21 protein-coding genes and 1 pseudogene are annotated in these 24713 nt (G+C 63.2%); 7 read left to right on the top strand and 15 right to left on the bottom strand.

The window, feature by feature from the left end:
- Positions 1 to 44: 44 nt before the first annotated feature.
- Entirely contained in the window at positions 45 to 290 is a 246-nt protein-coding gene (locus X738_RS0140385; RefSeq protein ID WP_023796960.1) for a DUF1127 domain-containing protein, read from the bottom strand.
- Positions 291 to 424: 134 nt separating this feature from the next.
- On the opposite strand from X738_RS0140385, the gene X738_RS46860 reads away from it, so the two are divergent.
- Complete coding sequence (locus X738_RS46860; protein ID WP_023796959.1) at positions 425 to 1942, top strand: winged helix-turn-helix domain-containing tetratricopeptide repeat protein; 1518 nt, start codon at positions 425 to 427, stop codon at positions 1940 to 1942.
- Between the two features lie 39 nt (positions 1943 to 1981).
- Here the strand turns inward: X738_RS46860 and X738_RS46855 are convergent, their stop codons facing one another.
- A complete protein-coding gene (locus X738_RS46855; protein WP_023796958.1) occupies positions 1982 to 2374 on the bottom strand; it encodes a GFA family protein in 393 nt (130 codons plus the stop codon).
- Positions 2375 to 2609: 235 nt separating this feature from the next.
- Here X738_RS46855 and X738_RS46850 point away from each other — a divergent pair, with 235 nt between their 5' ends.
- Positions 2610 to 3218: an ArsR/SmtB family transcription factor gene (locus X738_RS46850; protein ID WP_023796957.1), complete on the top strand. Its 609-nt coding sequence runs from the start codon at positions 2610 to 2612 to the stop codon at positions 3216 to 3218.
- A gap of 110 nt (positions 3219 to 3328) precedes the next feature.
- Here X738_RS46850 and X738_RS46845 read toward each other — a convergent pair whose 3' ends face one another.
- The 3 genes and pseudogenes from X738_RS46845 to X738_RS46830 all read right to left on the bottom strand — a co-directional run bounded on the left by X738_RS46845 (position 3329) and on the right by X738_RS46830 (position 8067).
- Positions 3329 to 4285 (bottom strand): LysR family transcriptional regulator, encoded by a 957-nt coding sequence (locus tag X738_RS46845; RefSeq protein WP_023796956.1) that lies wholly within the window; start codon positions 4283 to 4285, stop codon positions 3329 to 3331.
- A 188-nt stretch (positions 4286 to 4473) separates the two neighbouring features.
- Positions 4474 to 7103 (bottom strand): annotated as a pseudogene (gene secD / locus X738_RS46840) (protein translocase subunit SecD).
- Positions 7104 to 7809: 706 nt separating this feature from the next.
- Positions 7810 to 8067 carry an SRPBCC domain-containing protein gene (locus tag X738_RS46830; protein WP_023796954.1) on the bottom strand — a complete coding sequence of 86 codons (258 nt, stop codon included), beginning with the start codon at positions 8065 to 8067 and terminating at the stop codon, positions 7810 to 7812.
- 45 nt (positions 8068 to 8112) lie between these two features.
- On the opposite strand from X738_RS46830, the gene X738_RS84475 reads away from it, so the two are divergent.
- The gene (locus X738_RS84475) at positions 8113 to 8259 is read left to right on the top strand and encodes a hypothetical protein (protein ID WP_156942541.1); all 147 of its coding nucleotides are present in this window, start codon (positions 8113 to 8115) and stop codon (positions 8257 to 8259) included.
- Positions 8260 to 8863: 604 nt separating this feature from the next.
- Here X738_RS84475 and X738_RS46825 read toward each other — a convergent pair.
- A complete protein-coding gene (locus tag X738_RS46825; RefSeq protein ID WP_245277570.1) occupies positions 8864 to 9667 on the bottom strand; it encodes an NAD(P)-dependent oxidoreductase in 804 nt (267 codons plus the stop codon).
- A 94-nt stretch (positions 9668 to 9761) separates the two neighbouring features.
- Here X738_RS46825 and X738_RS46820 point away from each other — a divergent pair, with 94 nt between their 5' ends.
- Positions 9762 to 10085, top strand: a complete 324-nt coding sequence (locus X738_RS46820) for a winged helix-turn-helix transcriptional regulator (protein WP_023796951.1) — start codon at positions 9762 to 9764, stop codon at positions 10083 to 10085.
- A gap of 426 nt (positions 10086 to 10511) precedes the next feature.
- Here X738_RS46820 and X738_RS46815 read toward each other — a convergent pair whose 3' ends face one another.
- Complete coding sequence (locus X738_RS46815) at positions 10512 to 11651, bottom strand: LacI family DNA-binding transcriptional regulator (RefSeq protein WP_023796950.1); 1140 nt, start codon at positions 11649 to 11651, stop codon at positions 10512 to 10514.
- Positions 11652 to 12243: 592 nt separating this feature from the next.
- Here X738_RS46815 and X738_RS46810 point away from each other — a divergent pair.
- The 3 genes from X738_RS46810 to X738_RS46800 all read left to right on the top strand — a co-directional run bounded on the left by X738_RS46810 (position 12244) and on the right by X738_RS46800 (position 16051).
- Positions 12244 to 13206 carry a sugar-binding protein gene (locus tag X738_RS46810; protein WP_023796948.1) on the top strand — a complete coding sequence of 321 codons (963 nt, stop codon included), beginning with the start codon at positions 12244 to 12246 and terminating at the stop codon, positions 13204 to 13206.
- A gap of 222 nt (positions 13207 to 13428) precedes the next feature.
- Positions 13429 to 14973 (top strand): sugar ABC transporter ATP-binding protein, encoded by a 1545-nt coding sequence (locus X738_RS46805; protein ID WP_023796947.1) that lies wholly within the window; start codon positions 13429 to 13431, stop codon positions 14971 to 14973.
- Positions 14974 to 15055: 82 nt separating this feature from the next.
- Positions 15056 to 16051 carry an ABC transporter permease gene (locus tag X738_RS46800; protein WP_023796946.1) on the top strand — a complete coding sequence of 332 codons (996 nt, stop codon included), beginning with the start codon at positions 15056 to 15058 and terminating at the stop codon, positions 16049 to 16051.
- 48 nt (positions 16052 to 16099) lie between these two features.
- On the opposite strand, the gene phnN is transcribed toward X738_RS46800, so the two are convergent.
- The 8 genes from phnN to X738_RS46760 all read right to left on the bottom strand — a co-directional run bounded on the left by phnN (position 16100) and on the right by X738_RS46760 (position 24686).
- Positions 16100 to 16729: a phosphonate metabolism protein/1,5-bisphosphokinase (PRPP-forming) PhnN gene (phnN, locus tag X738_RS46795; protein ID WP_023796945.1), complete on the bottom strand. Its 630-nt coding sequence runs from the start codon at positions 16727 to 16729 to the stop codon at positions 16100 to 16102.
- Positions 16726 to 17865, bottom strand: a complete 1140-nt coding sequence (locus X738_RS46790; RefSeq protein ID WP_023796944.1) for an alpha-D-ribose 1-methylphosphonate 5-triphosphate diphosphatase — start codon at positions 17863 to 17865, stop codon at positions 16726 to 16728. The genes phnN and X738_RS46790 overlap by 4 nt, the downstream gene beginning before the upstream one ends.
- Positions 17866 to 17956: 91 nt before the next feature.
- Positions 17957 to 18664 carry a DUF1045 domain-containing protein gene (locus X738_RS46785; protein ID WP_023796943.1) on the bottom strand — a complete coding sequence of 236 codons (708 nt, stop codon included), beginning with the start codon at positions 18662 to 18664 and terminating at the stop codon, positions 17957 to 17959.
- A 153-nt stretch (positions 18665 to 18817) separates the two neighbouring features.
- On the bottom strand, positions 18818 to 19630 hold the full coding sequence (gene iolB, locus X738_RS46780; protein WP_023796942.1) for a 5-deoxy-glucuronate isomerase: 813 nt from the start codon (positions 19628 to 19630) through the stop codon (positions 18818 to 18820).
- Positions 19631 to 19636: 6 nt separating this feature from the next.
- Positions 19637 to 19855, bottom strand: coding sequence for a DUF3329 domain-containing protein (locus X738_RS46775; RefSeq protein WP_023796941.1), 219 nt, complete (start codon positions 19853 to 19855; stop codon positions 19637 to 19639).
- Positions 19856 to 19903: 48 nt separating this feature from the next.
- Positions 19904 to 20821 (bottom strand): myo-inosose-2 dehydratase, encoded by a 918-nt coding sequence (gene iolE, locus X738_RS46770; protein WP_023796940.1) that lies wholly within the window; start codon positions 20819 to 20821, stop codon positions 19904 to 19906.
- Positions 20822 to 20865: 44 nt separating this feature from the next.
- The gene (gene iolD / locus X738_RS46765) at positions 20866 to 22716 is read right to left on the bottom strand and encodes a 3D-(3,5/4)-trihydroxycyclohexane-1,2-dione acylhydrolase (decyclizing) (protein WP_023796939.1); all 1851 of its coding nucleotides are present in this window, start codon (positions 22714 to 22716) and stop codon (positions 20866 to 20868) included.
- Between the two features lie 35 nt (positions 22717 to 22751).
- A complete protein-coding gene (locus X738_RS46760; protein ID WP_023796938.1) occupies positions 22752 to 24686 on the bottom strand; it encodes a bifunctional 5-dehydro-2-deoxygluconokinase/5-dehydro-2-deoxyphosphogluconate aldolase in 1935 nt (644 codons plus the stop codon).
- Positions 24687 to 24713: the final 27 nt, after the last annotated feature.

The following is a 24713-nucleotide window of genomic DNA, read 5'->3' as shown; positions in this document are numbered from 1 at the left end:
CGAGGATGACGGTTATCGGCTTCGCGACCTTGCGGCGACGAGGATCATCGTCGCCAGAAGGGCTTGGCGATCTCTGCCTCGACCTGCCGTCTCGTCAGACCGATGTCGTCGATCAAATGGGGATTGTCCTTCGCCATTTGCTCAAGTTCCCAGCGAAAGCGTTTCCGCTCGTCCCACGCCGCGATAATGCTTCTCAGGGTCGCCAGGCTGTGTTGCCGACGCAATATTCCCGCCGGCTCCACCGGCGTTCCCCCTGCCTGATGCGGGGCCGATGCAAGAGTATCGTTCATAGCAACCTCCATAGGTTTGAGGTCCAGGGACCTTCGACCTGAAAGAGGCTGAATTCTGCAGGATACGAACAGCGTCGTAATTAAGCTCTGCCAAATAGTTCTCAAAACTTCCAAACGGGCTAAAGATACGCCGCATGCAGGGATCGCGCTTTGCCTTTGGTCCGTTCGTGCTTGATTCCGGTGCGGGAACGCTGCTTCGCAACGATGTCCCCGTTGCCTTAGGCTACCGCGGGCTAAAGCTGCTTGCGGCGCTCGTTGGACGAGCCGGCGAGATCCTCGAGAAGGCCGAGTTGATGGACGCGGCGTGGCCGGGCACGGCCGTCGAGGAAGGCAACCTCACCGTGCAGATCGCGCTGCTGCGAAAGCTGCTTGGCCCGGCCGCCGATGCCGGTAATGGGGGCGGCGAATGGATCGCCACGGTCCCGCGCGTCGGCTACCGCTTCACGGGGGCCGTCGAACAGCTCGGCGCGAAGCGAAAACCTTTGCCGCTGCCCGGCAAGCCATCGATAGCGGTGCTGCCCTTTGTCAATGTCAGCAACGATCCCGAGCAGGAATCCTTCGCGGATGGCTTGACCGAAGACCTGATTACCGACCTGTCTAGGATCTCCGGGCTGTTCGTCATCGCACGCAACTCGGCCTTCGCCTACAAAGGCAAGGCGATGGACGTGCGCGATATCGCGCAGGATCTCGGCGTGCGCTACCTGCTGGAGGGGAGCGCACGACGTGCTGCGGGGCGCGTGCGCATCAACGCCCAATTGGTCGACGCAGTGAGTGGCGACCATTTGTGGGCAGAACGCTTCGATCGCAGCCTGGAAGACATTTTTGCCGTTCAGGACGAGGTCACCGGCAAGATCGTCGAGGCGTTGCTCGGCAGGCTGCGCGCACCGCCGCCGCGCAACCGGCCCAAAAGTCTTGAGGCCTACGATCTCTGCGTGCGGGCGCGCAAGCTGATGGATGACACGCCGCAGACGGCGCGCGAAGCGCATCTGATGCTTACCCGCGCGGTTTCGCTCGATCCGGAATATGCCGAGGCCTATCGCTGGCTTGCCATGAACCACTGGATGGGATGGGTGCATTCCGGCGGACCAACCGAAACGTCCCGTAGCGTTGCGTTGGAACTGGCGCGCAAAGCCGTGGCGATCGATCCGAACGATGCCGGCTGCCGCTGGGTTCTGGCTTACCTGCTTGCCTATGAGCGCAGCTTCGCCGAGGCGGATGCGGAATTCGCCAGGGCGATCGAGCTCGATCCGAACGAGGCCGATGCCTGGGCGGCATTGTCCGACATCGCGGTCCTGGCCGGACGGGTCAAGGAAGGCCTTGAGCACATTCGCAAGGCGTTCCGGTTGAACCCGTTTCCGGCAAGTTGGTACTATCTGACGCTTGGCCAGGCGCAATATGCGGCCGGCCAATACGAAGCGGCTGTCGAAACACTGCGCAGGGACGAGACTTATCGTACAAGCTCGCGCCGCTTCCTGGCGGCAAGCCTTGCCCAACTGGGCCAAGTCGACGAGGCGCGCGCAGAGGCCGAACTGTTCCTCGTCGGCAACCCGCATTTCACCACCCGGCACTGGGCCGCGACGGAGCCATTCCGCGACGCTGTGACGCTCGAGCATTTCGTCGATGGCTTCCGCAAGGCCGGTCTTCCGGAGTGACGTGCCGGCCTCCCAAACGCTTTCGCACCGTTCGTGCGACTATTCCTCAAAGCGACTCGTGGCGTCACGATCGCGCTCGTACCGCCCCGTGAGCGGAAACGGCGGCAACCAGGACTCGCGACGGATTATCCAGCTTTCGTAGGTTGGCATCAGTTGGTCAGGGGCATCCAGTGATCCCAGGTTCACTTCGATTTCGTCTGCGGTGCGTCCGAAAATTGTCGAGCCGCAGCGGGGGCAGAAAAACCGCCCGGCGTAGTCGCGCGTCTCGCCTTCGATCGTCACCGCATCCTGGGGGAACACCGCCGAAGCGTTAAAAAGGGCGCCATGGTGCTTGCGGCAGTCGAGACAATGACAGATGCCGACCCGGTATGGGAGCCCCGACGCCACAATCCGGACGCTGCCGCACAGGCAACTGCCAGTGAATCGGTCCATGCTGCGTCTCCTCCAAAATCAAGCGGTCGCAATGGCTACAACGAACGGCACCGTCATTGCAATTGCCCCGTGCGGGGCCGTCTGCGGGACGCATCGACTTCCGCAGTGGGCGATAGCTGGCTCGCTTGCTGCAGCCGCAGCCAGCTGGAAAGTTCGGACGAAGCGGCCCTTTCGCTCTTGACAATTACACTCGTCAACGCGCATTGACAGGAATGATTGTCAATGTGAGGGCTGCATGCTCGATATCGAAGTCATAGATCGGCCGAGCGCGGCCGCCGCCGCGTTGGAGCCCGTTCGGAGTCAACTCCTTTCAGAACTGCGGGAGCCGGCCTCGGCCGCTACCCTCGCCACACGCCTCGGCCTCAAGCGGCAGAAGATCAATTACCACCTGCATGCTCTGGAGGAGCACGGGCTTGTCCAGGTTGCAGACACGCGCAAGTGGGGTGGCCTGACCGAGCGGCTGATGGTGGCGAGCGCCACAAGCTATGTCGTCTCGACGAGCGCGCTGGGTCCGGTCGGCGCCGATCCGAACCGCACCCCGGACCGCCTGTCGGCAAGCTACCTCATCGCACTCGGCGCTCGGCTGGTGCGGGAGATTGGCGCTCTCCAGCGCGCCGCCACCGATGCCGGCAAGCGCCTGGCGACCTTGGCGATCGACACCGAAATCCGCTTCCGCTCCGCCGCCGACCGCGCCTCGTTCACGCGTGAATTGACTGAGGCCATCACCACGCTGGCGGCACGCTATCACGACGAAACCGCGCCGCAGGGACGGTCGCACCGCCTTGTCGTGACGGCGCACCCCTCACCAGCCAATCGGCAAGCAAAGGAGGGTCAATGCCAATAAGAAGAGATGCTGCCGGCAATCGCTCGGTCGAGGCGCAAGTGGACGTCCCCGGTAGCGGAAACGCAATTGTCAATTTCATCCACGCGGGCGGCGCCGAGAAGCTTTCCGAGCTATGATCGCCCGCTGTGGTGCTTCTGCGCAGTCTGCTCCACTCCTGCAAGCAGATCGAAGAGCCATGCCACGCCCGCATCCATCATCGCGACCTTGGGAGCGACGGCGTTGAGCCGGAAGCCGGGCAACGGCAACGGGGCATCGAGGCTCAGCACGCCGAAACGCCCCGCATGCATGGCAACGAACCGCCGCGGCAGGGCCGAGATGAGGTCGGTCTCGGCGATGACGGCAAGCGCGAACATGAAGTTCGGAACCGTCAACGCAACCCGTCGCGCCCGGTCTTGCTTGGCCAGTTGTTCATCGACGAAGCCGTAAGGATCGCCGCTGTCCGAGACGACCAGATGCTGCATGCTGCAGTATCGCTCCAGGCTCGGATCACGCGCGAACGGATGTCCAGGGCGCATGGCAATGACAAAGTCCTCTTCGTAGATGCAGCGCTTTTCGAAGCGAGGCGGGATGTCGTCGGACGGAATGATCGCGATATCGATGGCGTGCGCCTCGAGATCGACAATCGCGCTCCGCCAGACGCGGGCTGGCGAGGGCAAGATCTGACGCACGCCGACGTCGATGTGTGGCGCAATCCGGCTGAGTTCGGCGAGGAGCGGGCGCAGGATCACGGCTGAGACACCGTCCGGTGCGCCGATTGCGAACCGGCGCATGGCCGTGGCGGGATCGAAGGGCGCGGCAGTCGCCATCACGCTGCGCACGCGCGCCAGAACGTCGGCGATCGACGCGGCCAGTTCCGTTGCACGAGCCGTCGGCACCACGCCCTTGGGCGTTCTCAGGAACAGCGGATCGTTGAGGAGCCGGCGCAGCCGGCCGAGTCCGTGACTGACTGCCGATGGCGTCAGGTTAAGCCGGTCCGCCGCCCGGCCCACGTGGCCCTCTCCGAGCACGGCCTCGAAGAGGACGAGGAGATTGAGATCGGTGCGCGAAAGATCAATTTCATTCAGCATAATCCTGAAATCATATCATTGGCATCAGCAAGATCAACATGCAATTCTGCCGGCTGAGCGGTGCATCGCTCGGACGAACGCGAATGGCGGCTCGAGCACCGTCACGCGGACCCGCTCGTCCCGGGTGTCAGCCTTGAGCAGGCGGCCGCGCTGGAGCTACAGCGGACCCAAAGAGATGGCACCGCCCATTACAAGGCCTGTTGCGCCGGCGGCTCTTTCGCCACTGCGGCTTCCTCCTGGCTGAGGGCGCCCGGCCGGAGCTTGAACAGGATCAGCAGCGGCCCGGCGACGAAGATGGAGGAATAGGTCCCGGCGAGGATGCCGAAGATCATTGCGACCGTGAAGGACTGGATCACCTCGCCGCCCCAGATCGAAAGCGCCGCCAGCGCAAACAGCGTGGTCACGCCGGTCAGGACCGTTCGCGCCAGCGTCTGGTTCATCGACAGGTCGAGCAGCTCGGCAATCGGCATCCTTTTATAGCGGCGCAGATTCTCGCGGACCCGGTCATAGACAACAACCGTATCGTTGATGGAATAGCCGACAATAGTCAGGATCGCGGCAATCGAGGTCAAATTGAACTCTATGCCGGCGACGACGTAGAAGCCGACCATCAGGATCACGTCGTGGAACGTCGAAATGATGGCGCCGAGCCCGAACTGCCACTCGAACCTGATCCAGATGTAGACGAGCATCGCCAGCAGCGAGGCGAGCACGCCCATTGTGCCGTTGAACGCGAGTTCGGAGGACACTGTCGGACCGACAACCTCGATGCGGCGGAACTCGTAGTCGGTTTCGAGCGCGCTTCTTACCTTCTCGACGGCGGACTGTTCGGCAACGTCGCCGCCCCCCTGTGTGCCAATGCGGATCAGCACATCCCGGGCCGAGCCGAACTCCTGCACCTGCACCTCGCCCAGTTCGAGACCCGTCAGCCGCTCACGGATGTCGCCGATGTCGGCCTGCTGGCCCTTTGCCTGCACCTCGATGCTCGAACCACCGCGGAAGTCGATGCCGTAGTTCATGCCGACAGTGAAGAACAGCACCGCCGAAGCGATCGACAACAGCACGGACAGCGTGAAGGCGTATTTTCTGAAGGCCATGAACGGCACGCGCGTGTCGTCGGGCACCAGCCGCATGACACCGGCGGGCATGGTTTTCGGCCGCTGCCGGCGAAGCCAGAACGCGACCAGCCAACGCGTCAGCGTGAACGCCGTGAACACGGTGGTGACGATACCGATGGCGAGGGTGACGGCAAACCCCTTGATCGGCCCCGAGCCGAGGAAGAACAGGATGACGGCGGCGATCAGCGTCGTCACGTTGGCGTCGACCACAGTCGCCAGCGCCTGTTTGAACCCGGAATCCATCGACTGCACGATCGAGCGCCCTTGGCGGTTCTCTTCGCGGACGCGCTCGAAGATGATGACGTTGGAATCGACCGCCATGCCCATCGTCAGCACGATGCCGGCGATGCCAGGCAGCGTCAGCGTCGCCCCGAGCACGGACAGGACGGCGATGATCAGTGCGACATTCGCGAGGAGCGCGATATTCGCGATCAACCCCAGTCGCCCATAGGCGAACAGCATGAAGCCGACGACGAGGACCCCGGCGATGATTGCCGCGAACTGGCCCGCCTCGATCGAATCGCTGCCGAGGCTCGGACCGACGGTGCGCTCCTCGACGATGGTGAGGTCGGCAGGCAGTGCACCGGCGCGCAGCAGGACCGCAAGATCGTTCGCGCTCTCCACCGTGAAACTGCCGGATATCTGCCCGGTGCCGCCCAGGATCGGTTCGCGGATCTGCGGCGCGGAGATCACCTCGTTGTCGAGGATGATCGCGAACAGGCGCCCGACATTGGCCTGGGTAGCCTGACCGAAGCGGGTGGCGCCGCGGCTGTCGAAGCGAAACGAGACCACCGGCTCGTTGGTGCGCTGGTCGAAGGTTGCCTGCGCATCGACAAGGTTTTCGCCGGAAACGATGATCCGGTTCTCGATCAGATGCGGAACCCGCGGTTCTTCCGTCGAATACATCACCGTCGAGCCCGCCGGCGGGCGGCCGGAGATCGCCTCCTCGACCGGGATCGACTGGTCGACCATCTGGAAGGTCAGCTTAGCCGTCTGTCCGAGGATATCCTTCAGCCGCTGCGGATCCTGCAGGCCCGGCACCTGGACCATGATGCGGTCCGATCCTTGGCGCTGGATGATCGGCTCGGTCGTGCCGAGTTCGTTGACGCGCCGGCTCACCACCTCGATCGATTGGGTCAGCGCCGCGGCGATCCGGTAGTCGATCCCGGCTTCGGTCAGCGTGAAGCGCAGCAGGCCCGGTTCCGGCTCGGTCATCTCCATCTCGGTCACCGAGCCGCTCATGAACATGCCCGTCGAGATCGNAGCAGGCCCGGTTCCGGCTCGGTCATCTCCATCTCGGTCACCGAGCCGCTCATGAACATGCCCGTCGAGATCGGCTGCGCCAACCTTTCGAGCGCGCTCTTCGCCGCTTCGATCTGGCCTTGGTCGCGAATGCGGACCTGGATGGAATTGGCGGTGCCGGCAAGCCCGGTATAGCCGATCTGGGCATCGCGCAGCGATGTGCGGACCTCGTCGCGTGCCGCTTCGAGACGTTCGTTGGCAAGGTCCTGCCGATCGATCTGGAGCAGGATGTGCGAGCCGCCCTGCAGGTCGAGCCCCAGCGTCAGCTGCTGCTTGGGCAGCCAATTCGGCAGCGATGCCAGAGTGGAGGCGGGAACCAGATTGGGAGCTGCGTAAAGAATACCGGCCAGGACCGTCAGCCAGATGAGAATGGTCTTCCAGCGCGAAAAATGCAGCATGTTCTTGTCCGTTCAGCCCATATCGGGCGCAAACCGCCTCCGACAAGAGCTTTGGCGTTCCGATCGGCGAGCAACTCGACGAACGGAACGCGATGTGAAGTTTTGCGAGTCTAGAGCCGCGGTCGCGCGGCCAGGTTCACGCCGTGAGAAGCGGAGGCGCGCGCGCATCAAAGGCGCGGATCGGCGACAGTTCCGGCCGGCCGTCAGACCATATGCCAAACGGTGCGGCTGACGCAGTTTCGAGCGGCAGCCGCAAATCCGCGATAATGCAAAACGGCTTGCCATCTCTCGCAATGACAGGTGTCTTGACACGGGAAGTCTCAGCACCGACGTGGCGCGCAATACTGCGGGCAAGGACAGTCGGGTGTGTGACCGGTTCGGTCTCGCCGATTTGGCCTTCGGCAAGGTCATGCGCAACCTGGTCGGCTGTTGCCGCAGGAATGGTCCAGAGCAAAAAGAGCAGCGAAGCCAGCAGCCGCAGACCGGCACCCAGGCTGAGCAGGACGCCAGGCCCGTCCCGTCCTCGGCCGCCTCGTCTCATCCCATCGCTACGGCTTGCATACACTGCGACCAATACGCTTTCGCTTTCGTTGCCTCGGTAAGCGGCGAGCCGCTTTCCTGGTCTCACTATAGCACTTGCGTTGCGAATTGAAGCGCAGCTTTCACGTACTCAAAGGGTAAGTCAGTTGGCCGATCGGTTGGCAGCCTACCGCTTCTCGATCAACCGGACATAGTTTTGCAGGATACAGCTCCAGCCACGATCGGATTCGAAGATCTCACGCACCGCTTCACCGGCCGCGCCCATGTTCTCAAGCTGACGATGCTCGAGCTCGACGCGAGTCGCGTTCTCGCCGGCCTCGGAGAACTTGACCTCGACTTCGGTCAGCAGCGACGGATCATATTGCCAGTCGGCGCGAATCCGCCATGCCAGGACGATGCGGTTTGGCGGTTCCCAGGCCAGCACTTCGCCCCAGTCGCATTCCGTCCCATCCTCGCCACCGATATCAGCATGTATTCCAAGGCGATGGCGGCAAGCGGCGTCGCTATTGCGAGATTATCGATCGGCTGGTGGCGCACGGGCAGGCACGCGCTGGTCGATCAGCTTGACCGTGCCAACGGCCCAAAAAAGCCGATGATACGCGTTATTCGCTTATGACCAGGGTCGAGGAAGGCTATGTCCAAACCCTCAGGGAAGGACGATCGATCAGGCATCACAAACTTCCACGCAAAGCGTCCGATCCCATGATGAACATCCACGTCACTTGTCCGTAGGATGCGGGCACCGGGACGCTTGGCCAGAACTCTTGCGATGTGCGCGAGCAGTTCTTCCGCGCCAGTCGCATGGACTGTAGGGTCTGTGTATGTCGCGCCATCGCTCCAGATCGGTAACAGCAATGCCCGCCGCTGCTCGGCGTTCTGATCGGACCAAGCAGCACAGTACGAATCGATGAGAAGCGTCAAAGGCATTCTATTCCCCCAGGTAGGTCACTGGTCTGACCGGCCCATGCTCGGACAACAAAGCCCGATCCCGCTGGCTGACGGCAAAGCGTGGTCCGCCTCAATAAGGCCGGAGACCAAATCCGCTCAGCCAGTCAGAAGGGATCCGCCTCGCACTCCAGATCGGAGAGATCTCTTATCCGGACATCCCAGAAATTGCGACAACGCTGCGAAATCATCATGTAAGTGGCCAGCTGCAATCGCCCGTTGGAAGATCGCGTCGTAACCGTCGGCCACAGAGCGGTCGATCTTGCGCGCCTCCATCAGCTCCAAAAGATGCTGGAATGCGCCGTAATGCGCGGGGAGATCGACGAAAGCGTCTCATCGTCGCTGGCAAAACGGCCAGCATCCGTTCGCTTGATCAGGTCGGCGACAAGCCCGTCAACAACAGGTGCTGTTGCGGTCCACTGCCGAGCCAACTCGCCGAGGTCGATCTCTTCGGCCTGACTCACGGCGATCGCATGCAGCGTGCCGAACAGCGCGCCCCACATGAGAGCAAGCAGCGCGCTATCAAGTGCGTTCGCACGTCCCGGCTCTTCCCCGATATGCTGGACATTGCCGCCCAAGGCACGAAACATCTCCTCGTTCGCGTCGAAAGCCTGCCTTGGCCCCGAGATCAGTATCGTCCCGGCATCTGTGCCGATGAAATCCGGCGTGGCCATGATTGCGCCATCGAGATAGCTGGCTCCGTGCTCGGCAAACCATTCAGCGGATTCACGTGCGCCATGCGGCGTTCCCGAAGTGAGTTCCACGACCAGCTTGCCGCGAATAGCTGAAGCAACAGCATCGTCGTGCAGAACTGCAGCGGTTGCCTGGTAGTCGCTTACGTTCACAATGACAATTTCAGCCGCATTGACAGCTTCCAGGACGGACCCCGCGACAGTGGCGCCGAGCGTGGCCAGCGGTTCGGCCTTCTGTTTCGTCCTGTTCCAGACCGTCGTCCGATATCCCGACCGGAGCAGGGCGCGGGCGAGCGCCGATCCCATACGACCCGTCCCGACAACGCTGATTGAAAGCTTCATTGCAACACTCCATGCCAATAGACGCCGATAGGCGAGCGGCGCCATGGTTTTGCCGTCAAGGGCAGAGGTATGTCGGAGTGAATGGCGCGCACAATACGCACCTGGAGGTAAGTGGTTACCCAAGGGTAAGGAGAGCATCATGAATGAGCCGACGGGCAATTGCGGCTTCGCAACGGCGATCAAGGCGATCGAAGGGAAGTGGAAAGTGGACATTCTTTGTGAGCTTGGAACGGCGTCTCGCAGGTTCGGCCGATTGAGGCAGTCCATTCCGGCGATCAGTGAAAAGATGCTGACGCAGCAATTACGCGAACTGGAGGCTGACGGGCTTGTGAACCGAGAAGTCTATCCGGGATCGCCGACCAAGGTCGTCTATTCGTTGACAGAAAGCGGAGCGGCGCTCAATGCTGGAGCAGAGGCGTTATGCCGTTGGGGTGAGCAATTCCCTTCCCGCACCGATGCTTAAGGATGCCGTTCGCCATGCGAGTTGGAAGTTGGCTCATGGCGCTTCGCCCTCGGCCGGAAACAGCCAGACGTCCGTCCGGCCAGATGATCTGCGGCGGCCGCCGGCCGTAACCGACGAAATCGCGCTGCGGGCCATGGCGATGCTGGAGCTTCATGGCAGTACAACTTCTGGCGGGTTGCCGACCCGCATGGACGAGTCAGCGAGGAGATCGGGCTCGAAGGCCGGCGCGGAACGGCGAACCAGATCAGATTTACCCTTGGATCCAACCAGACTGCAGCAACCGTATGTCAATCCGCAGAACTCGTAATACAAGAATCCCGATCCACCATGCCAGGCGACAATTCGGGCCACTGCCCTTTGCGGGGCGCTTGTCCGGCTTGGAGCGGCATCAGTACGGCGTTTGCATTGACGGAAGTCTGGAGGTGCTCAGCTGGCTGTCAGCCCGTGTGTGCGCCCAGGCGCCACAGCACTGACTGATTCCCGCTCGACCAGCGGGCATTCAAGCTTGGTAATGGGGTAGCGGCCGCGGCCGGGCGGTGCAGGGACTTCCAATTGCTCGATCGCCCATTGCCCCATCGCCATATGCGGCAGGATCGACGTCGTCAAAGGCGGGAACAGATGCCGGGCGATTTCCTCGTCGTCATAGCCGATCACGGAAATATCCCCAGGGATGTGCAGGCCGGCTTCCTTCAGCGCTTCGTAGCAGCCGATCGCGGTTCGGTCGTTCTGGCAGAAGATTGCGGTTGGGCGGTCCTTGAGCGCCAGAAGCTTGACGGTCGCGGCGTAGCCGGCGCTCGCTGACCAGTCGCCCTCGACCACCAGCTCCGCATCGAACGGGATGTCGGCCGTCGCCAGCGCCCGGCGGTAGCCCTTCAGCCGATCCTGCGCCGCCTGCATCCACGGCTCGCCGGTGATGGTGGCGATGCGTCGGTGGCCATGGCTGATCAGGTGGCGGGTGGAACTCTGCCCGCCGGCGATTTCGCTCGGCACCACGGCGGGGAAGGCGTAGTCGGCGGTATAGCAATTGAGCAGGATGACCGGGATATCGAGGTCGTAGAGATAGTCGGGCGCGGCGATCTCGCGCGTGAAGATGGTCATGTAGATCAGCGCCGAAATGCCTCGCTTGGTCAGTGCCGCAATCGCGCGCGGCTCCATGACGGAATCACCCAAAGTCTGAGCGACCAGCACGACGTTCCCGGCATTCCACGAGGCTTGGCGCGCTCCTTCTATGGCGACGACTGCCTCGGGACTGGTCGCCAGTTGATCGACTGCGAAGCCGATCACCCCGTCCAGCCCTTCGAACGAGGCGATAGGGCTGCGAAGAGCAGAGAAGGCTGGTGGCGCATAGCCGAGACCCCGCGCGGCCTCAATCACCCGATCGCGGGTCTGCTGCGAGAGCCTTATGCCCGGCGTGTTGTTGAGGACGAACGAAACCGTTGCCTGCGAGCAGCCGGCGGCCCTGGCGATATCGGTCATGGTGACGCGACTCTTGGGATTCTTGGCCGATGGCTTTCGGCGCCGGGAGGCTTCGAGGGCAGGATCGCGCAGATCCGTTGGTTCGCTCATGGCATTGTATTCCATATTCCCGGCTTGGCTAACCAGCGGTCGTCCTGGGACATCATTAAAGACGGCAAGACGGCCGACGGCGCTTCGCATTTATAAAACAGGCACTCGATTAATCATTATTATCATCCTGGCAGCCGAATGGCTAGCAGCACGGAGACAGCGATACGCGGTTCTGGAAGATCGATTGCTGGGAACGTGATCCAATTTCAAGGTTCCCTTTCTCACCACACGGCAGGCAGCCATTCGCCAGCGACAACCAGGTTTCCAACCAGAGACTAATACTATTTACTAATAGCAGTAAGCGTTCTATTCTCAATTCGTCATGCCCGGCTCGGGACCGAACGGGCCATGACGGGAAGCAGGCGTGTGGCGCGGCATCCGGGCTCTTGGGCCGGCAAAGCAACGCCACGCAATTACTGAAATGTCAGACAAATCCGACTATACGAACTGCCAATGAGTCTCTAAAGTCCAAAATCGCGGCTGGGATGGCGCCGTTCTTTCGCTGCCAGCACCCTTGAGGAGGAGGGCGTCCAAGCCGCATTCGACAAAGTTCAGATCAGCGAAAATGACTGGATCAAACGGGAGGTTGAACATGAAATCTGCGATACGAAATGTGTCCGTCGCCGCAGCGGCCCTGGCTCTCGGTCTGTCCTTCACGGCGATCGCCGGTGCCCAGGACAAACCGACGCTGGCCTTCGTCGTCAACGGCGCTTCCGATTTCTGGAAGGCGGCCGAAGCCGGCGTCAAGAAGGCCCAGGCCGAATTGCCCAACTACAATCTCGAGCTCAAATATCCGGAACAGTCGTCGGTCGCCATCCAGCAGCGGCTGATGGATGATCTGGTGACGGCCGGCGTCAAGGCGATCATGGTTTCGGCCGTCGATCCCAAGACCTCGACCGACGGGCTCAACAAGATCGCCTCGGAGACGGCGCTGTTCACCACCGACAGCGACGCGCCGCAGACCAAGCGTATCGCCTATATCGGCTCGTCCAACATCGATGCCGGCAAGCAGGCGGCCGAGATCGCCAAGAAGGCGATGCCCGACGGCGGCAAATGCCTCGGCTTCGTCGGCCTGCTCGGCGCCGACAATGCCAAAGAGCGCATCGAAGGCATGAAGGAAGGGCTCGCCGGCACCAAGATCGAGCTGATCGACGTGCGTGGCGACGACATCGACCAGGCCCGCGCCAAGAAGAACGTCGAGGACGCGCTGGTCGCCAGCCCCGACGTCACCTGCATGGTCGGCTTCTATTCCTACAACACCCCGCGCATCTATGAAGCGCTGCGCGACGCCGGCAAGCTCGGCCAGATCACGGTCGTCGGCTTCGACGACGATCCGATCACGCTCGGCGGCGTGAAGGAAGGCACCGTTGCCGCCACCGTCGTGCAGCAGCCCTTCGAATGGGCCTACCAGGGCATGAAGCTGATGGCGGCCTATCTCGAGGGCGACAAGTCGGGCATTCCGGAGAACGGCCTGATCATCATCCCGACCAAGATCATCGGCAAGGACGACGTCGACGCCTATGCCGCCAATCTGAAAGCGATGTCCGGAAATTGAGCGTCGTCGGCGCTGGCCCCTCATCCACCTTCTCCGCGTGCAGAACGGGGAGAAGGGCAGTGGTTGCAACGCTGGCGAATCCCTCTCCCCGTTCTTTACGGGGAGAGGTTAGGGGTGAGGGGCAGCGCGACGCTGGCGTGACTGGCTCCGCTTGTTATTGACGGACCTGATCAGGCTCGTCAATCTGCGGGGAGGCCGGCCCGCCAACTGCTGTCAGGCATGATGAACTATTCCGACGCATCCATCGGCGCATCCACGATTGCCCCGTTCCTCAGTCTCGAGGGCGTGCGCAAGACCTATCCCGGCGTGGTCGCGCTGGACGGGTTTTCGCTGGAGGTCAGGCCTGGCGAGGTTATCGGCCTCGTCGGCGAAAACGGCGCCGGCAAGTCGACGCTGATGAAGATCCTCGGCGGCGTGACCACACCCGACACCGGTACGATCACCGTCGACGGCGTCGCCCATGAGGGGCTGACGGTCGAGGCCAGCATCGGTTCCGGCATCGCCTTCGTCCACCAGGAACTCAACCTGTTCGAAAACCTCGACGTTGCCGCCAACATCTTTTTCGGCCGCGAGCCGTTGCGCGCCGGTCCGCTCAGGCTTGTCGACCGCACCAGGCTGCGCACGCTGGCGGCGCCGCTGCTCAAACGCGTGGGCGCCAATTTCTCGGCAAACACCCCGGTATCGGCGCTGTCGCTTGCCCAGCAGCAGATGGTCGAAATCGCCAAGGCGCTGTCGATCGAGGCGCGGCTGGTCATCCTCGACGAGCCGACGTCGAGCCTGCCCCTTGCCGAAACCGACAAGCTGCTCGATGTCATCAAGGCGCTGAAGGCCGACGGCATCAGCGTCATCTTCATCTCGCATCGCCTTCACGAGGTCGAGCGGGTTGCCGATCGCGTCGTCGTGCTGAGGGACGGCATGCTTGCCGGCACGCTGCCGAAGAACGCCATCAACCACGACTCTATGGTCAAGCTGATGATCGGCCGCATGCTGAAGGAGCGGGAGAAGGCCGCAGAATCGGCCCGCCCGCCCGGCGCCGTCGCACTGTCGGCCAAGGCCGTTCGCACCAGCGCCTATCCAGACCGACCGGTCGATCTCGGCGTCAGGCGCGGCGAAATCCTTGGCCTGGCGGGTCTTGTCGGCTCCGGCCGCACGGAGCTGGCGCGCGTGCTTTTCGGCATCGAGAAGAGCCTTGGCGGCGCGCTCCAGCTTGATGCAAAAGATCTGGTTCTTGGTTCGGCGGCCGACGCTGTGGCCAACGGGATCTTCCTCGTCCCCGAGGATCGCAAGCTGACCGGCATCCTGCTTGACCTGTCGATTGCCCAGAATATTTCGCTTCCCAATCTGCCGGCGCATGCCCGGCGATCCCTGGTTTCTGCCCGCGCCGAAGCCGTCACCGCCGAGAAGCAGAAACGCAATCTCGGCATCAAGGCACCCTCGGTGGCGACTCGCACCGGCACGCTGTCGGGCGGCAACCAGCAAAAGGTGGTGCTGGCCAAGTGGCTGGCCATGAGCCCCAAGGTGATGATCCTCGACGAGCCGACCCGCGGCATCGACATCGGCGCCAAGGCGGAGATCTACGGGCTGATGCGGGCGCTGGCCGATGCCGGCGTCGCCGTGCTGATGATATCGAGCGACATGGAGGAGGTGATCGGCGTCTCCGACCGCATCGCAGTCATGCATGAGGGCCAGATCTCAGGCATTCTCGACAAGGATCAGTTCAGCCAGGAAAACGTGCTGCTGCTGGCCGTCGGCAAGCAGCCGAAATAGCTTTTGTTTGGCGCAGGTTCCGGTCGCAAAACCGCGCAACACTTTTGCGGAACCTGCTTAGGCAGGCATTGGGGAGAAGACGATGAGCAAGAAAGATCTCGGCCTGCTGATCCTGATCCTCGTGGTCGGAGCGGTGGTGGCGATCATCAATCCGCGCTTCCTGCTGCCGATCAACCTCGCCAACACCTCGAACCTGATCGGGCTGTTCGGCATCCTGGCGATCGGCCAAGCCTTCGTCATCATCACCGGCGGCATCGAATTGTCGGTCGGCTCGGTGGTTGCGCTGCTCGGCGTCCTGTTCGTCGATTTCATCGCCACGCGCGGCATGGCATGGCCGGTGGCACTGCCGCTGATCCTGGTGCTTGGCGGCATCATCGGGCTGGCACATGGCTGGCTGATCACGCGGCTCAAATTGCAGCCTTTCGTGGTGACGCTGTGCGGCCTGTTGATCTATCGCGGCGTGGCGCGGTTCTACACAGCCGACGGCACGGCGGGCTTTGCCTTCGGGCAGAACTTTCCGGAGCTCGAATTCCTGACCGCCGGGCGATCCTATGGCGTGCCGAACAGCTTCATCGCGCTGATCGTCATCGCCATCGTGATGTGGGTGGTGCTGCACCGTTCGGTGTTCGGCCGCTACCTCTACGCCATCGGCAAGAACGAGGAGGCGGCGAAATATTCGGGCATCCGCACCGGCCGCGTCGTCATGGCGGCCTATGTCATCTGCGGTGTGCTGACGGCGCTGTCGGCGATCTATTTCGCCATGTACACGCGCTCGATCTCGCCGGCCAGCCACGGCCAGTTCTACGAACTCTACGCCATTGCCGCAGCCGTGCTCGGCGGCTTCTCGCTGCGCGGCGGCGAAGGCTCGCTGCTCGGCGTGATCCTGGGCACGGTTCTGCTGCAGGAACTGCAAAACCTCGTCAACCTGCTCGGCATCCCGTCCTCGCTCAATTTCGCGGTGATGGGCGGCGTGATTTTGATCGGCGTGCTGGTCGACCAGCAATGGGGCGTGTACCGGGAGCGGCGGCTGATGCTGGAGGCAACCCGCAAGGGCGCGGCCGGCGCGGCAGCGGAGTAGCGGCTCCGCCTCTCCCTTCTCCCACAGAGGGAGAAGGTAAGAGGCGGCTTAAATCGTGCCCGACCGGTCGGAGAAGGCCATTGCCTTGCGCAGCACTTCGACAAAACGCTCGCCGGCCGCCTCGCGCTGGCCGCTATTGTCGATCGGGGTGACGCCTGGCCCGGACAACGCCACATTGGCGCTGCGCGCCAGCCGCGCCAGCACTTCGCCGCGCGACTCGCGGCCGCGCATCGCCAGTCGTTCGGCCAGGATCTGCGGCGATGCGGTGATCTCGACGACAGCCAGATTGGCATAGCGATCACGCAGCGCCGGGATGATGGCGCGGGAGACATTGGCGATGGCGACGCGGCCATTGGCCACCGACCGGTCGACTTCAGCCGGGATGCCGTAGCGCAAGCCATGCGCCTCCCAGGAGATGGCGAAGGCGCCGTCCGCTTCCGCCTCGACGAAGGCCGCATCGGCCAGCGTGTCGTGATCCTCGCTTGCCGTGTCGCTCGGCCGGGTGATGACCCGGCGCACGAACTCCAGCCGGGTCTCGTCGGCAAACAGCGACCGGGCATAGCCGATCACCGTGTCCTTGCCGGCGCCGCTCGGCCCGACGACAGCGACGAACACCCCGTCGCGGATCGGAAACGCCGCGGCGGACAATTCACGCTCGATCGACGCCGACACCATCACGCGACCCGACGTCCCTGCCGCCAGACCGTGCGGACAACCGGGACATGATCGTCAAGACGGACGCGAACCAGATCGGCGCGCCGGCCTTGCTCGATGACACCACGGTCGGCAAGGCCGACTGCCTCGGCCGGGTTCTTCGAAACCATCGCCACCGCCTGCGGCAGGGAGATGCCATCGACAACGTCGCCGAGGAAAAACGCCGACTGGATCAGGCTGAAGGGGATGTAGTCGGACGACAATATGTCGAGCAGGCCTTCGCCGGCGAGTGTCCGGGCCGAAACATTGCCCGAATGCGAGGCGCCGCGCATGACGTTCGGGGCGCCCATCAGCACCCCGAGCCCGGCGGCCTTCGAAGCTTTTGCGGCCTCTTTGGTGGTCGGGAATTCGGCGACGCGGACGCCTTGTTCGATCGCCTCGTCGACATGGCCGGTCGTGGCGTCGTCATGGCTGGCCAGCACGATGCCGCGCTGATGGCAGGCGGCAGCGATGAAGGCGCGGTTCGGCCCCGAATTCGTCGCCGACTCCGCCATCCGCTTCTCGCAGAATTGCTGGAATTCGCGGTCCGTCAGCTTCAGCTTGCGCCGGTAGTAATAGGCATAGGTTTCCAAATCGACGAACTGGCGCTGTCCCGGCGCATGGTCCATCAGCGACGCCAGCTTGATCCTGTCATCGCCGTCAAAATGCGCGAAGGCTGCGAGGCAATCCGGCGCCGAAACCTCGCAGCGCAGATGGATGAAATGGTCGGCCCGCAGCCGGTCCTGCTGGACGCTGTCCTCGATCGCATCGGCCAGCTTGCGCATGTCGGCCGAATTCATGTCGGCGTCGTCGTCCATGCCGACGCGCAAGGCATCGAGCACGGTGGTGATGCCGGCGGTCGCCACCTGCGCGTCGTGGGCGAGAACGGCGGCGATCGGGTTCCAGCGCACCTTCGGCCGCGGCGCGTAATGGCCTTCGAGGTGGTCGGTGTGAAGCTCGACCAGCCCGGGAATGATGAAATCGCCGCCCATGTCCTCGCCGCTTCGGCCGGCGCCGGCATCGATCCCGGCGATCAAGCCGTCGCGCAGCACGATCGAGCCTTCGACGATCTCGTCGGCAAGCACGATGCGGGCATTGTTGAGAACGGTCTCGACGGTCATTTCAGGCAGTCCTTGGAGCATTTTTGCAGCCAATTGAATCACCGATTGGGATGAGTTGGCGTCGCACAAAAGCGGTTGAACAAATTGTATTTCAGGCGGTTTTTCTCGCCGGGCGGCGCCCGAGCGCGTGATGGGAGAGCACCATGAACGGGGCGCCAGGTTCGGTTTCGACAAACAGGGTCAGTGCGTCCACCGGCACCGGCCGTTGCAGGACTCCCGCAAACAGGCTGTCGATTGCTGCGCGAAGACGAGGGCCTTCCTGTGACGAGGCCCGGCCGGACAGCGTCATGTGAAAACGGAAGGTCTCGAAGACATAGGGGTAACCCCACTGGCAGAGATTGCGGAATTCAGCCGGCTTCAGCGAGTCAGGGCTGCGCCGTTCGATCTCAGCCTCGCTCAGCGGCGCGCGAAAACGGTCGAAGTCGCGCACGACGTCGTCGGCGAAGCGGTTGAGCGCCGGCAGCGGCCCTTCCGGCACCAGCGCGAAGAAGCCGTCGATCTGGCTGACGACCAGCCGTGGGATCGTCACCACCGGCGTCGTTTCGGCGAAATCGTCCAGTGCCGCGCGAAGCGCGGCTTCCGTTTCGTTCGAAGCCAGCCGGAAGGGCGCCTTCAGCGTCGCATGAAAACCGTAGCGGCGCGCCGAAGCGGTATGGAAGGCGACTTCCGCCGCCGACAGTTCGCCCACGGCCTCGACCGGCCTCGTGGCGGCGCCGAACGGGTCACGGCCGAGCCAATTGGCGGCGATCCGCGCCAGCGGTTCGTCCTGCCGGGGGGTGAAATAGATAGCGTAGCGCATCGAAAGTCCTCGTCAACTCCCGCTGCCATAGGCGATTTGCATGACGAAATGACGAAGCTGATGATCGCTCCTGATAACAAACTTGTTCAGGCGGGTCATTAGCCGACGATTTTTTTCGCCTTGGGCCAGTTGCCGACCCGGACGGGCAGCGCCTCAGGCCTTCATCAGCCATTCGTGCTCGGGCGCGTTGTGGAACTTCCACGTCCGCTTCGGCCCGGCCATGACGTTGAGGTAGTAGAGGTCGTAGCCATGGCAGGCGGCGCAAGGGTGATAACCCTTGGGCACCAGCACGACGTCGCCGTCCTCGATCGCCATCGCCTCGTCGAGCGAACGAGCCCCGTTCCGGTCGGCATCGGTGTAGACGCGCTGGAAGGCAAAGCCCTGCGGCGGATTGAGGCGGTGGTAATAGGTCTCCTCGAGATAGGACTCGGCCGGCAGATTGTCCTGGTCATGCTTGTGCGGTGGGTAGCTCGACGTGTGGCCGCCAGGCGTGATGACCTCGACCACCAGCAATGAATCGGCCGGCTTGCCTTCCGGCAGGATGTTGGTGACATAGCGCGTGTTGGTGCCCTTGCCGCGAACCTCCTGGCCGAGATCTTTTGGCGCAATGACGCGGACCGGCAGGCCGCCGCCAAGCCCCGGCGCTGAGCAGACCGCGAGTTCGAGACCGGTGTCGGCGGTCACCGACCAGTCAGAGCCCTGCGGCACATAGATCGACCACGGCTTGCCTTCGAAGGGCGACATGCGTTCGCCGAGCAGGCCGAGATCGTTGCCGCCGGCCTTGGCCTTGCCCTCGCCGGTGACGAACACCAGGCAGACTTCACGGCTCGCGGTTTGTCCGGAGACGGTCTCGCCGGGCCGCAATCGATGCAGATCGAAACCGACATAGGTCCAGCCGGCGTTTTGCGGCGTCACATGGGCGACGCGGCCATGGCCCTTATCGGCTTTGACGAGCAGTTTCGACATCCAGCCTCACTCCTTTGGTTCGGTGTCGGCCGAATCCTTGCCGCCGTCGGCCGGCTTGTAGAGATAGAAGAATTGCCAGACGGCATAGCCGGCGAAGCCGAGCGCGATCGTGCCCCAGAACGGCACGCCGGTGGCAAACTCGACCACGGCCCAGCCCAGGCAGACGGCGACGATGGCAACGCGCCGCCACAGGGGCCTGAAGAACGGATGCTCGGAGTCCTTCATCGGATCAGCCCCCGCATCGGATCGCCCCGTCGCCGGGAATAGAGTCGCTCAAGCATTGGGGAAGCCCTGCGTTTCAACCGTGTAGCCGGCGGCCGTCATCACCCGCATCAATTCCTTGTAGCCGACTTGCGCCATCCTGAGCGGCGGATTCTTCTTGGGATCCTGCTCGGCCTCGACCACGAACCAGCCTTCATAGCCGTAGTTCGCCAGCCTTTCCACAATGGCACCAAAATCCAGCGAGCCATCGCCCGGCACCGTGAAGGCGCCGAGCGCCACGGCATCGAGGAAGGATTGCTTTTGGCGATCGAGTTTTTCGATCACGTCCATGCGAACGTCCTTGACATGGACATGATTGATGCGCCGGTGATGGTTGTCGATGGCGCGCAGCACATCGCCGCCGGCAAAGGCCAGATGACCGGCGTCGAGCAGCAGTGGAATGCCTTCTCCCGAATAGCGCATGAAGGCGTCGAGCTCCGGCTCGGTCTCGACGACCGCCGCCATATGATGGTGGTAGGAGAGCGGCATGCCCTGCTCGGCGCACCATTCGCCGAACTGGGTGAGACGCCTCGCATAGGCTTTCATCTCGTCGTCCGAAAGCCTCGGCTTGGTGGCGAGCGGCTTTGAGCGGTCACCCTGGATGGAGCGGCCGACCTCGCCATAGACGATGCAGGGCGCGTTCACCGCCTTGAACAGATCGATCATCGGTTGGATGCGATCCTTATTCCTGGCCATGTCGTCGTCGACCAGCGTACCGGAGAACCAGCCGCCGCAGAGCGTCACGTCGGCCTCCTTCAGGATCGGCAGCATGATTTTCGGATCACTGGGAAAACGGCGGCCCATTTCCATGCCGGTGAAGCCCGCCGATCGCGACTGCGCCAAGCATTCCTCCAGCGACACATCATCGCTGAGTTCCGCAAGATCGTCGTTCCACCATGCAATGGGGGACATGCCCAGTTTGGCTTTCAAGTCGTCACTCCAATGTCAGTTCGTTCAATTTTCATTCGCCGACATCAATCACCAACACTCTGCATCCGCCGCTTTTCTTCATAGGCTTTGCGTGCGGCGTTGACCTGCGGCCGCGAAGAAACTTCCGGCACGGCGACGTCCCACCAATGGCCGCCGACATCGGTAGACACCAGTGGATCGGTGTCGATGACCAGTACCGTCGTCTTGCTATCGCCTTTCGCCTTTGCCAGCGCCGTTTCCAACCCGGCGATCGACGAAACCTTCTCGGCGATGGCGCCGAGGCTTGCCGCATGCGCCGCGAAGTCGATGTCGGGCAAAATCTCGTGGCGGGCGTCCTTCAGCAGATTGTTGAAGTTGGCGCCGCCGGTTGCCATCTGCAGCCGGTTGATGCAGCCGTAGCCCCTGTTGTCGAGCAGCACGATGGTCAGCTTGAGGCCGAGCATGACCGAGGTTGCGATCTCGGAATTGAGCATCAGATAGGAGCCGTCGCCGATCATGACGACGACCTCTTCGTCGGGCTTCGCCATCTTGACGCCGAGCCCGCCAGCGATCTCGTAGCCCATGGTCGAGAAGCCGTATTCGGCGTGGTAGGAGCCGGGCGCGCCCGCCTGCCAGAGCTTGTGCAATTCGCCGGGCAGGCCGCCGGCGGCATGAAGCAATATCACGTCGGAGCCCATGGCGCGCTGCACGGCGCCGATCACCTGCGCGTCCGACGGGTAGGCGGCATTGGTCGAGGCCGTCACCTTGCCGGCTTCGGCCTGCCATTCTTTCTTCCCGCTGGCCGCATTATCGGTCCAGGCAGCCGGCGCCTGCCAGCCATTCAGCGCCGCGCCGAGTTCGGCCAGCCCTTCCGCCGCATCGGCGACCAGCGGCAACGCCTGGTGCTTGCCCGCGTCAAAAGGCTGGACGTTCAGCCCGATGATGGTCTTGCCGGAATTCTTGAACAGCGCCCACGAGCCGGTGGTGAAATCCTGCAGCCTGGTGCCGACGGCAAGCACGACATCGGCTTCTTCAGCCAGCCGGTTGGCCGCCAAAGTGCCGGTGACGCCGACCGCCGCCATGTTGAGCGGATGATCGTCCGGCAGCGAGGATTTGCCGCCCTGCGTCTCGCAGACCGGGATGCCGGCGCCTTGCGCCAGCTTCGCCAGTTCGCCGGAAGCCTGCGAATAAAGCACGCCGCCGCCGGCAATCACCAAGGGCTTTGTTGCCGCCTTCAGCGCCGCCACGGCGGACGCCAATTCCCCACGGTCCGGACGCGGCCGGCGCTGATGCCAGACCCGTTCGGCAAAGAAGCTCTCGGGGTAATCAAAGGCCTCGGCCTGCACGTCCTGGCAGAGCGCCAAAGTCACCGGTCCGCATTCGGCCGGATCGGTCAGCACCTGCATGGCACGGTTGAGCGCCGGGATGATCTGCTCGGGCCGGGTGATGCGGTCGAAATAGCGCGACACCGGCCGGAAGCAGTCATTGACCGTCGCGGTACCGTCGGAGAAATCCTCTGCCTGCTGCAGCACGGGATCGGGGATACGATTGGCGAAGACGTCGCCGGGGAGAAACAGGACGGGCAACCGGTTTACATGCGCAAGTGCCGCCGCCGTCACCATGTTGAGCGCGCCGGGGCCGATCGAACTGGTCGCCGCCATGAACCGGCGGCGGAAATTGGCCTTGGCATAGGCGATCGCCGCATGCGCCATGGCCTGTTCGTTGTGGGCGCGAAAAGTCGGCAATTCGTCGCGCACCTGATAAAGCGCCTCGCCGATGCCGGCGACATTGCCGTGGCCGAAGATCGCCCAGACGCCGCCGAAGATCGGCATTTTCCTGCCGTCGATCTCGGTCATCTGGCAGCCGAGAAAGCGGGTCAGCGCCTGCGCCATCGTCAGGCGTATTGTCTTGGTCATGTTGTTTTCCTCCGCAGTCCTTGTGCCGCGCCTTCTTATGCTGCTTTGCGGCCGCGCGCGGCAAGCCATGCCTCGGTCAGCCCCTCGAAGCGCGACGCCATGTCGGCCACCGCCTCCTCGTCCGACATCTTGCCGGCAAGCCATTGTTCGGCCGCGTTGATGAAGATGGTGCGACCGACGGCGAAGCCCTTGACGATCGGTGCCTTGGCGGTGGCGGCAAAGGCCACTTCCAGTTCGTCCTGTGGCGCTTCGAGGCCGAGCAGCACAACCCCGCGGCACCACGGATCGTTCTTCAGGATCACCGCTTCGATCTTCACCCAGGCCCCGGCTGAGGCCTGCGGTTCAAGCTTCCACCAGTCGGGCTTGATATCAAGCGCATAGAGTTCCTGCAGCGCCCGCGGGATCGTCGTGTCGTCGAGTTCCCCGTGCTTGCCGGCGATGATCTCGATGAGAAGTTCTCTGCCTACTTTCCGCGCGGCCTCGAACAGGCTTTTGAGCTTCTGCTGCTGCTCGGTCTTCAGCGCCTCCGGGTCGTCGGGGTGGTAGAAGCACAGGCACTTGATGCAATGGTCGACCGGCCACTCGATCAGTTGCGAGCCGATATCCTGCGAGAATTCGAAACGAAGTGGCCGCGATCCCGGCAGTTCGACCGGCCGGCCGAGCCAGGCGAAGGAATGGCGGGCGAATTCGAACATCGCCTCGCGGCCGTATTTTTCGTCGAGCAGCATGCCGTAGCCAGCGCGGCCGGCGGCAACCTTTGCCGCCGCCTTGACCGTCAGCACCTTGAAATCATGGATGCGCGACGGGTCGGCGCCTGCCTTCGCGGCGACATCGTCGAGCTGGATACGGTGATCGCAGGCCAGCGCCATCAGCGATGGAATGTCGCGCCGGCGCGTCGTCGCCCAATGGATATGGTTGATCGCCTCGTCCTTGCGCAGCGCCAGCTGCCTGCTGCCGTTCTTCAGGAAGAACTGCAATTCCTCGAAGGTCGGATATTCCGGCGCACAGAGCAGCCGCGACACGGCGAAGGCGCCGCAGGCGTTGGCCCAGGTCGCTGCCGTCTCCAGGCTCTCGCCGCCGAGCCAGCCGCGCAAAAAACCCGACATGAAGGCATCGCCGGCGCCGAGCACATTGTAGACCTCGATCGGAAAGCCCTTGCCAACGATCCCGTCCTCGAGGTCGTCGCTGATCGGCCCGTCATAGACGATGCAGCCCATGGCGCCGCGCTTCAAGACGATCGTGGCCTTGGATAGCGAGCGGATCGTCTTCAACGCGCTCAGGCAATCATCGGCACCGGAGGCGATCATGATCTCTTCTTCGGTGCCGACGATCAGGTCGCAGTCGGGCAGCACTGTCTTCAGCTGGGCGGAGACCCGGTCGGATTTCACATAGCGCTCGAAGCCTTCGGCATGGCCGGCAAGGCCCCACAGATTAGGGCGGTAGTCGATGTCGAACACCACTTTGCCGCCCGTGGCCTTGATGGCACGGATCGCCTTGCGCTGCGCGGCGTCGCTGTTGGGCCGCGAAAAATGCGTGCCGGTGACGACGATCGCGCGTGCCGAAGCGATGAACGTCTCATCGATGTCGTCTTCCGAAAGCGCCATGTCGGCGCAGTCGGTGCGATAGAAGATCATCGGCGACACGCCCTCGTCCTCGACCGACAGCAGCACCAGCGCGGTCAGCCGGTCCGGATCGGTCCTGAGGCCGTCAACCGAAACCCCTTCGCGCGTCAACTGCTCGCGGATGAAGCGGCCCATCTGCTCGTCGCCGACGCGGGTGAGCAGCGCCGAGCGCAGGCCGAGCCTCGCCGTGCCGACCGAAATGTTGGCCGGACAGCCGCCGACCGACTTGGCAAAGGAGGTGATGTCCTCCAGGCGCGAGCCGATCTGCTGGCCATAAAGATCGACCGAGGCGCGGCCGATGGTGATGACGTCGAGCGGCGCATGTTTCGCGTCCACGGCTTCGCTCATTCGAACCTCCCATCAGCCTTGTTGTCT

The sequence above is a fragment of the Mesorhizobium sp. L48C026A00 genome (genome assembly GCF_000502375.1).
Classification (GTDB): domain Bacteria; phylum Pseudomonadota; class Alphaproteobacteria; order Rhizobiales; family Rhizobiaceae; genus Mesorhizobium; species Mesorhizobium muleiense.
The sequence above is the reverse complement of the archived record's forward strand: the minus strand, read 5'-3'. Positions and strand labels throughout refer to the sequence as shown.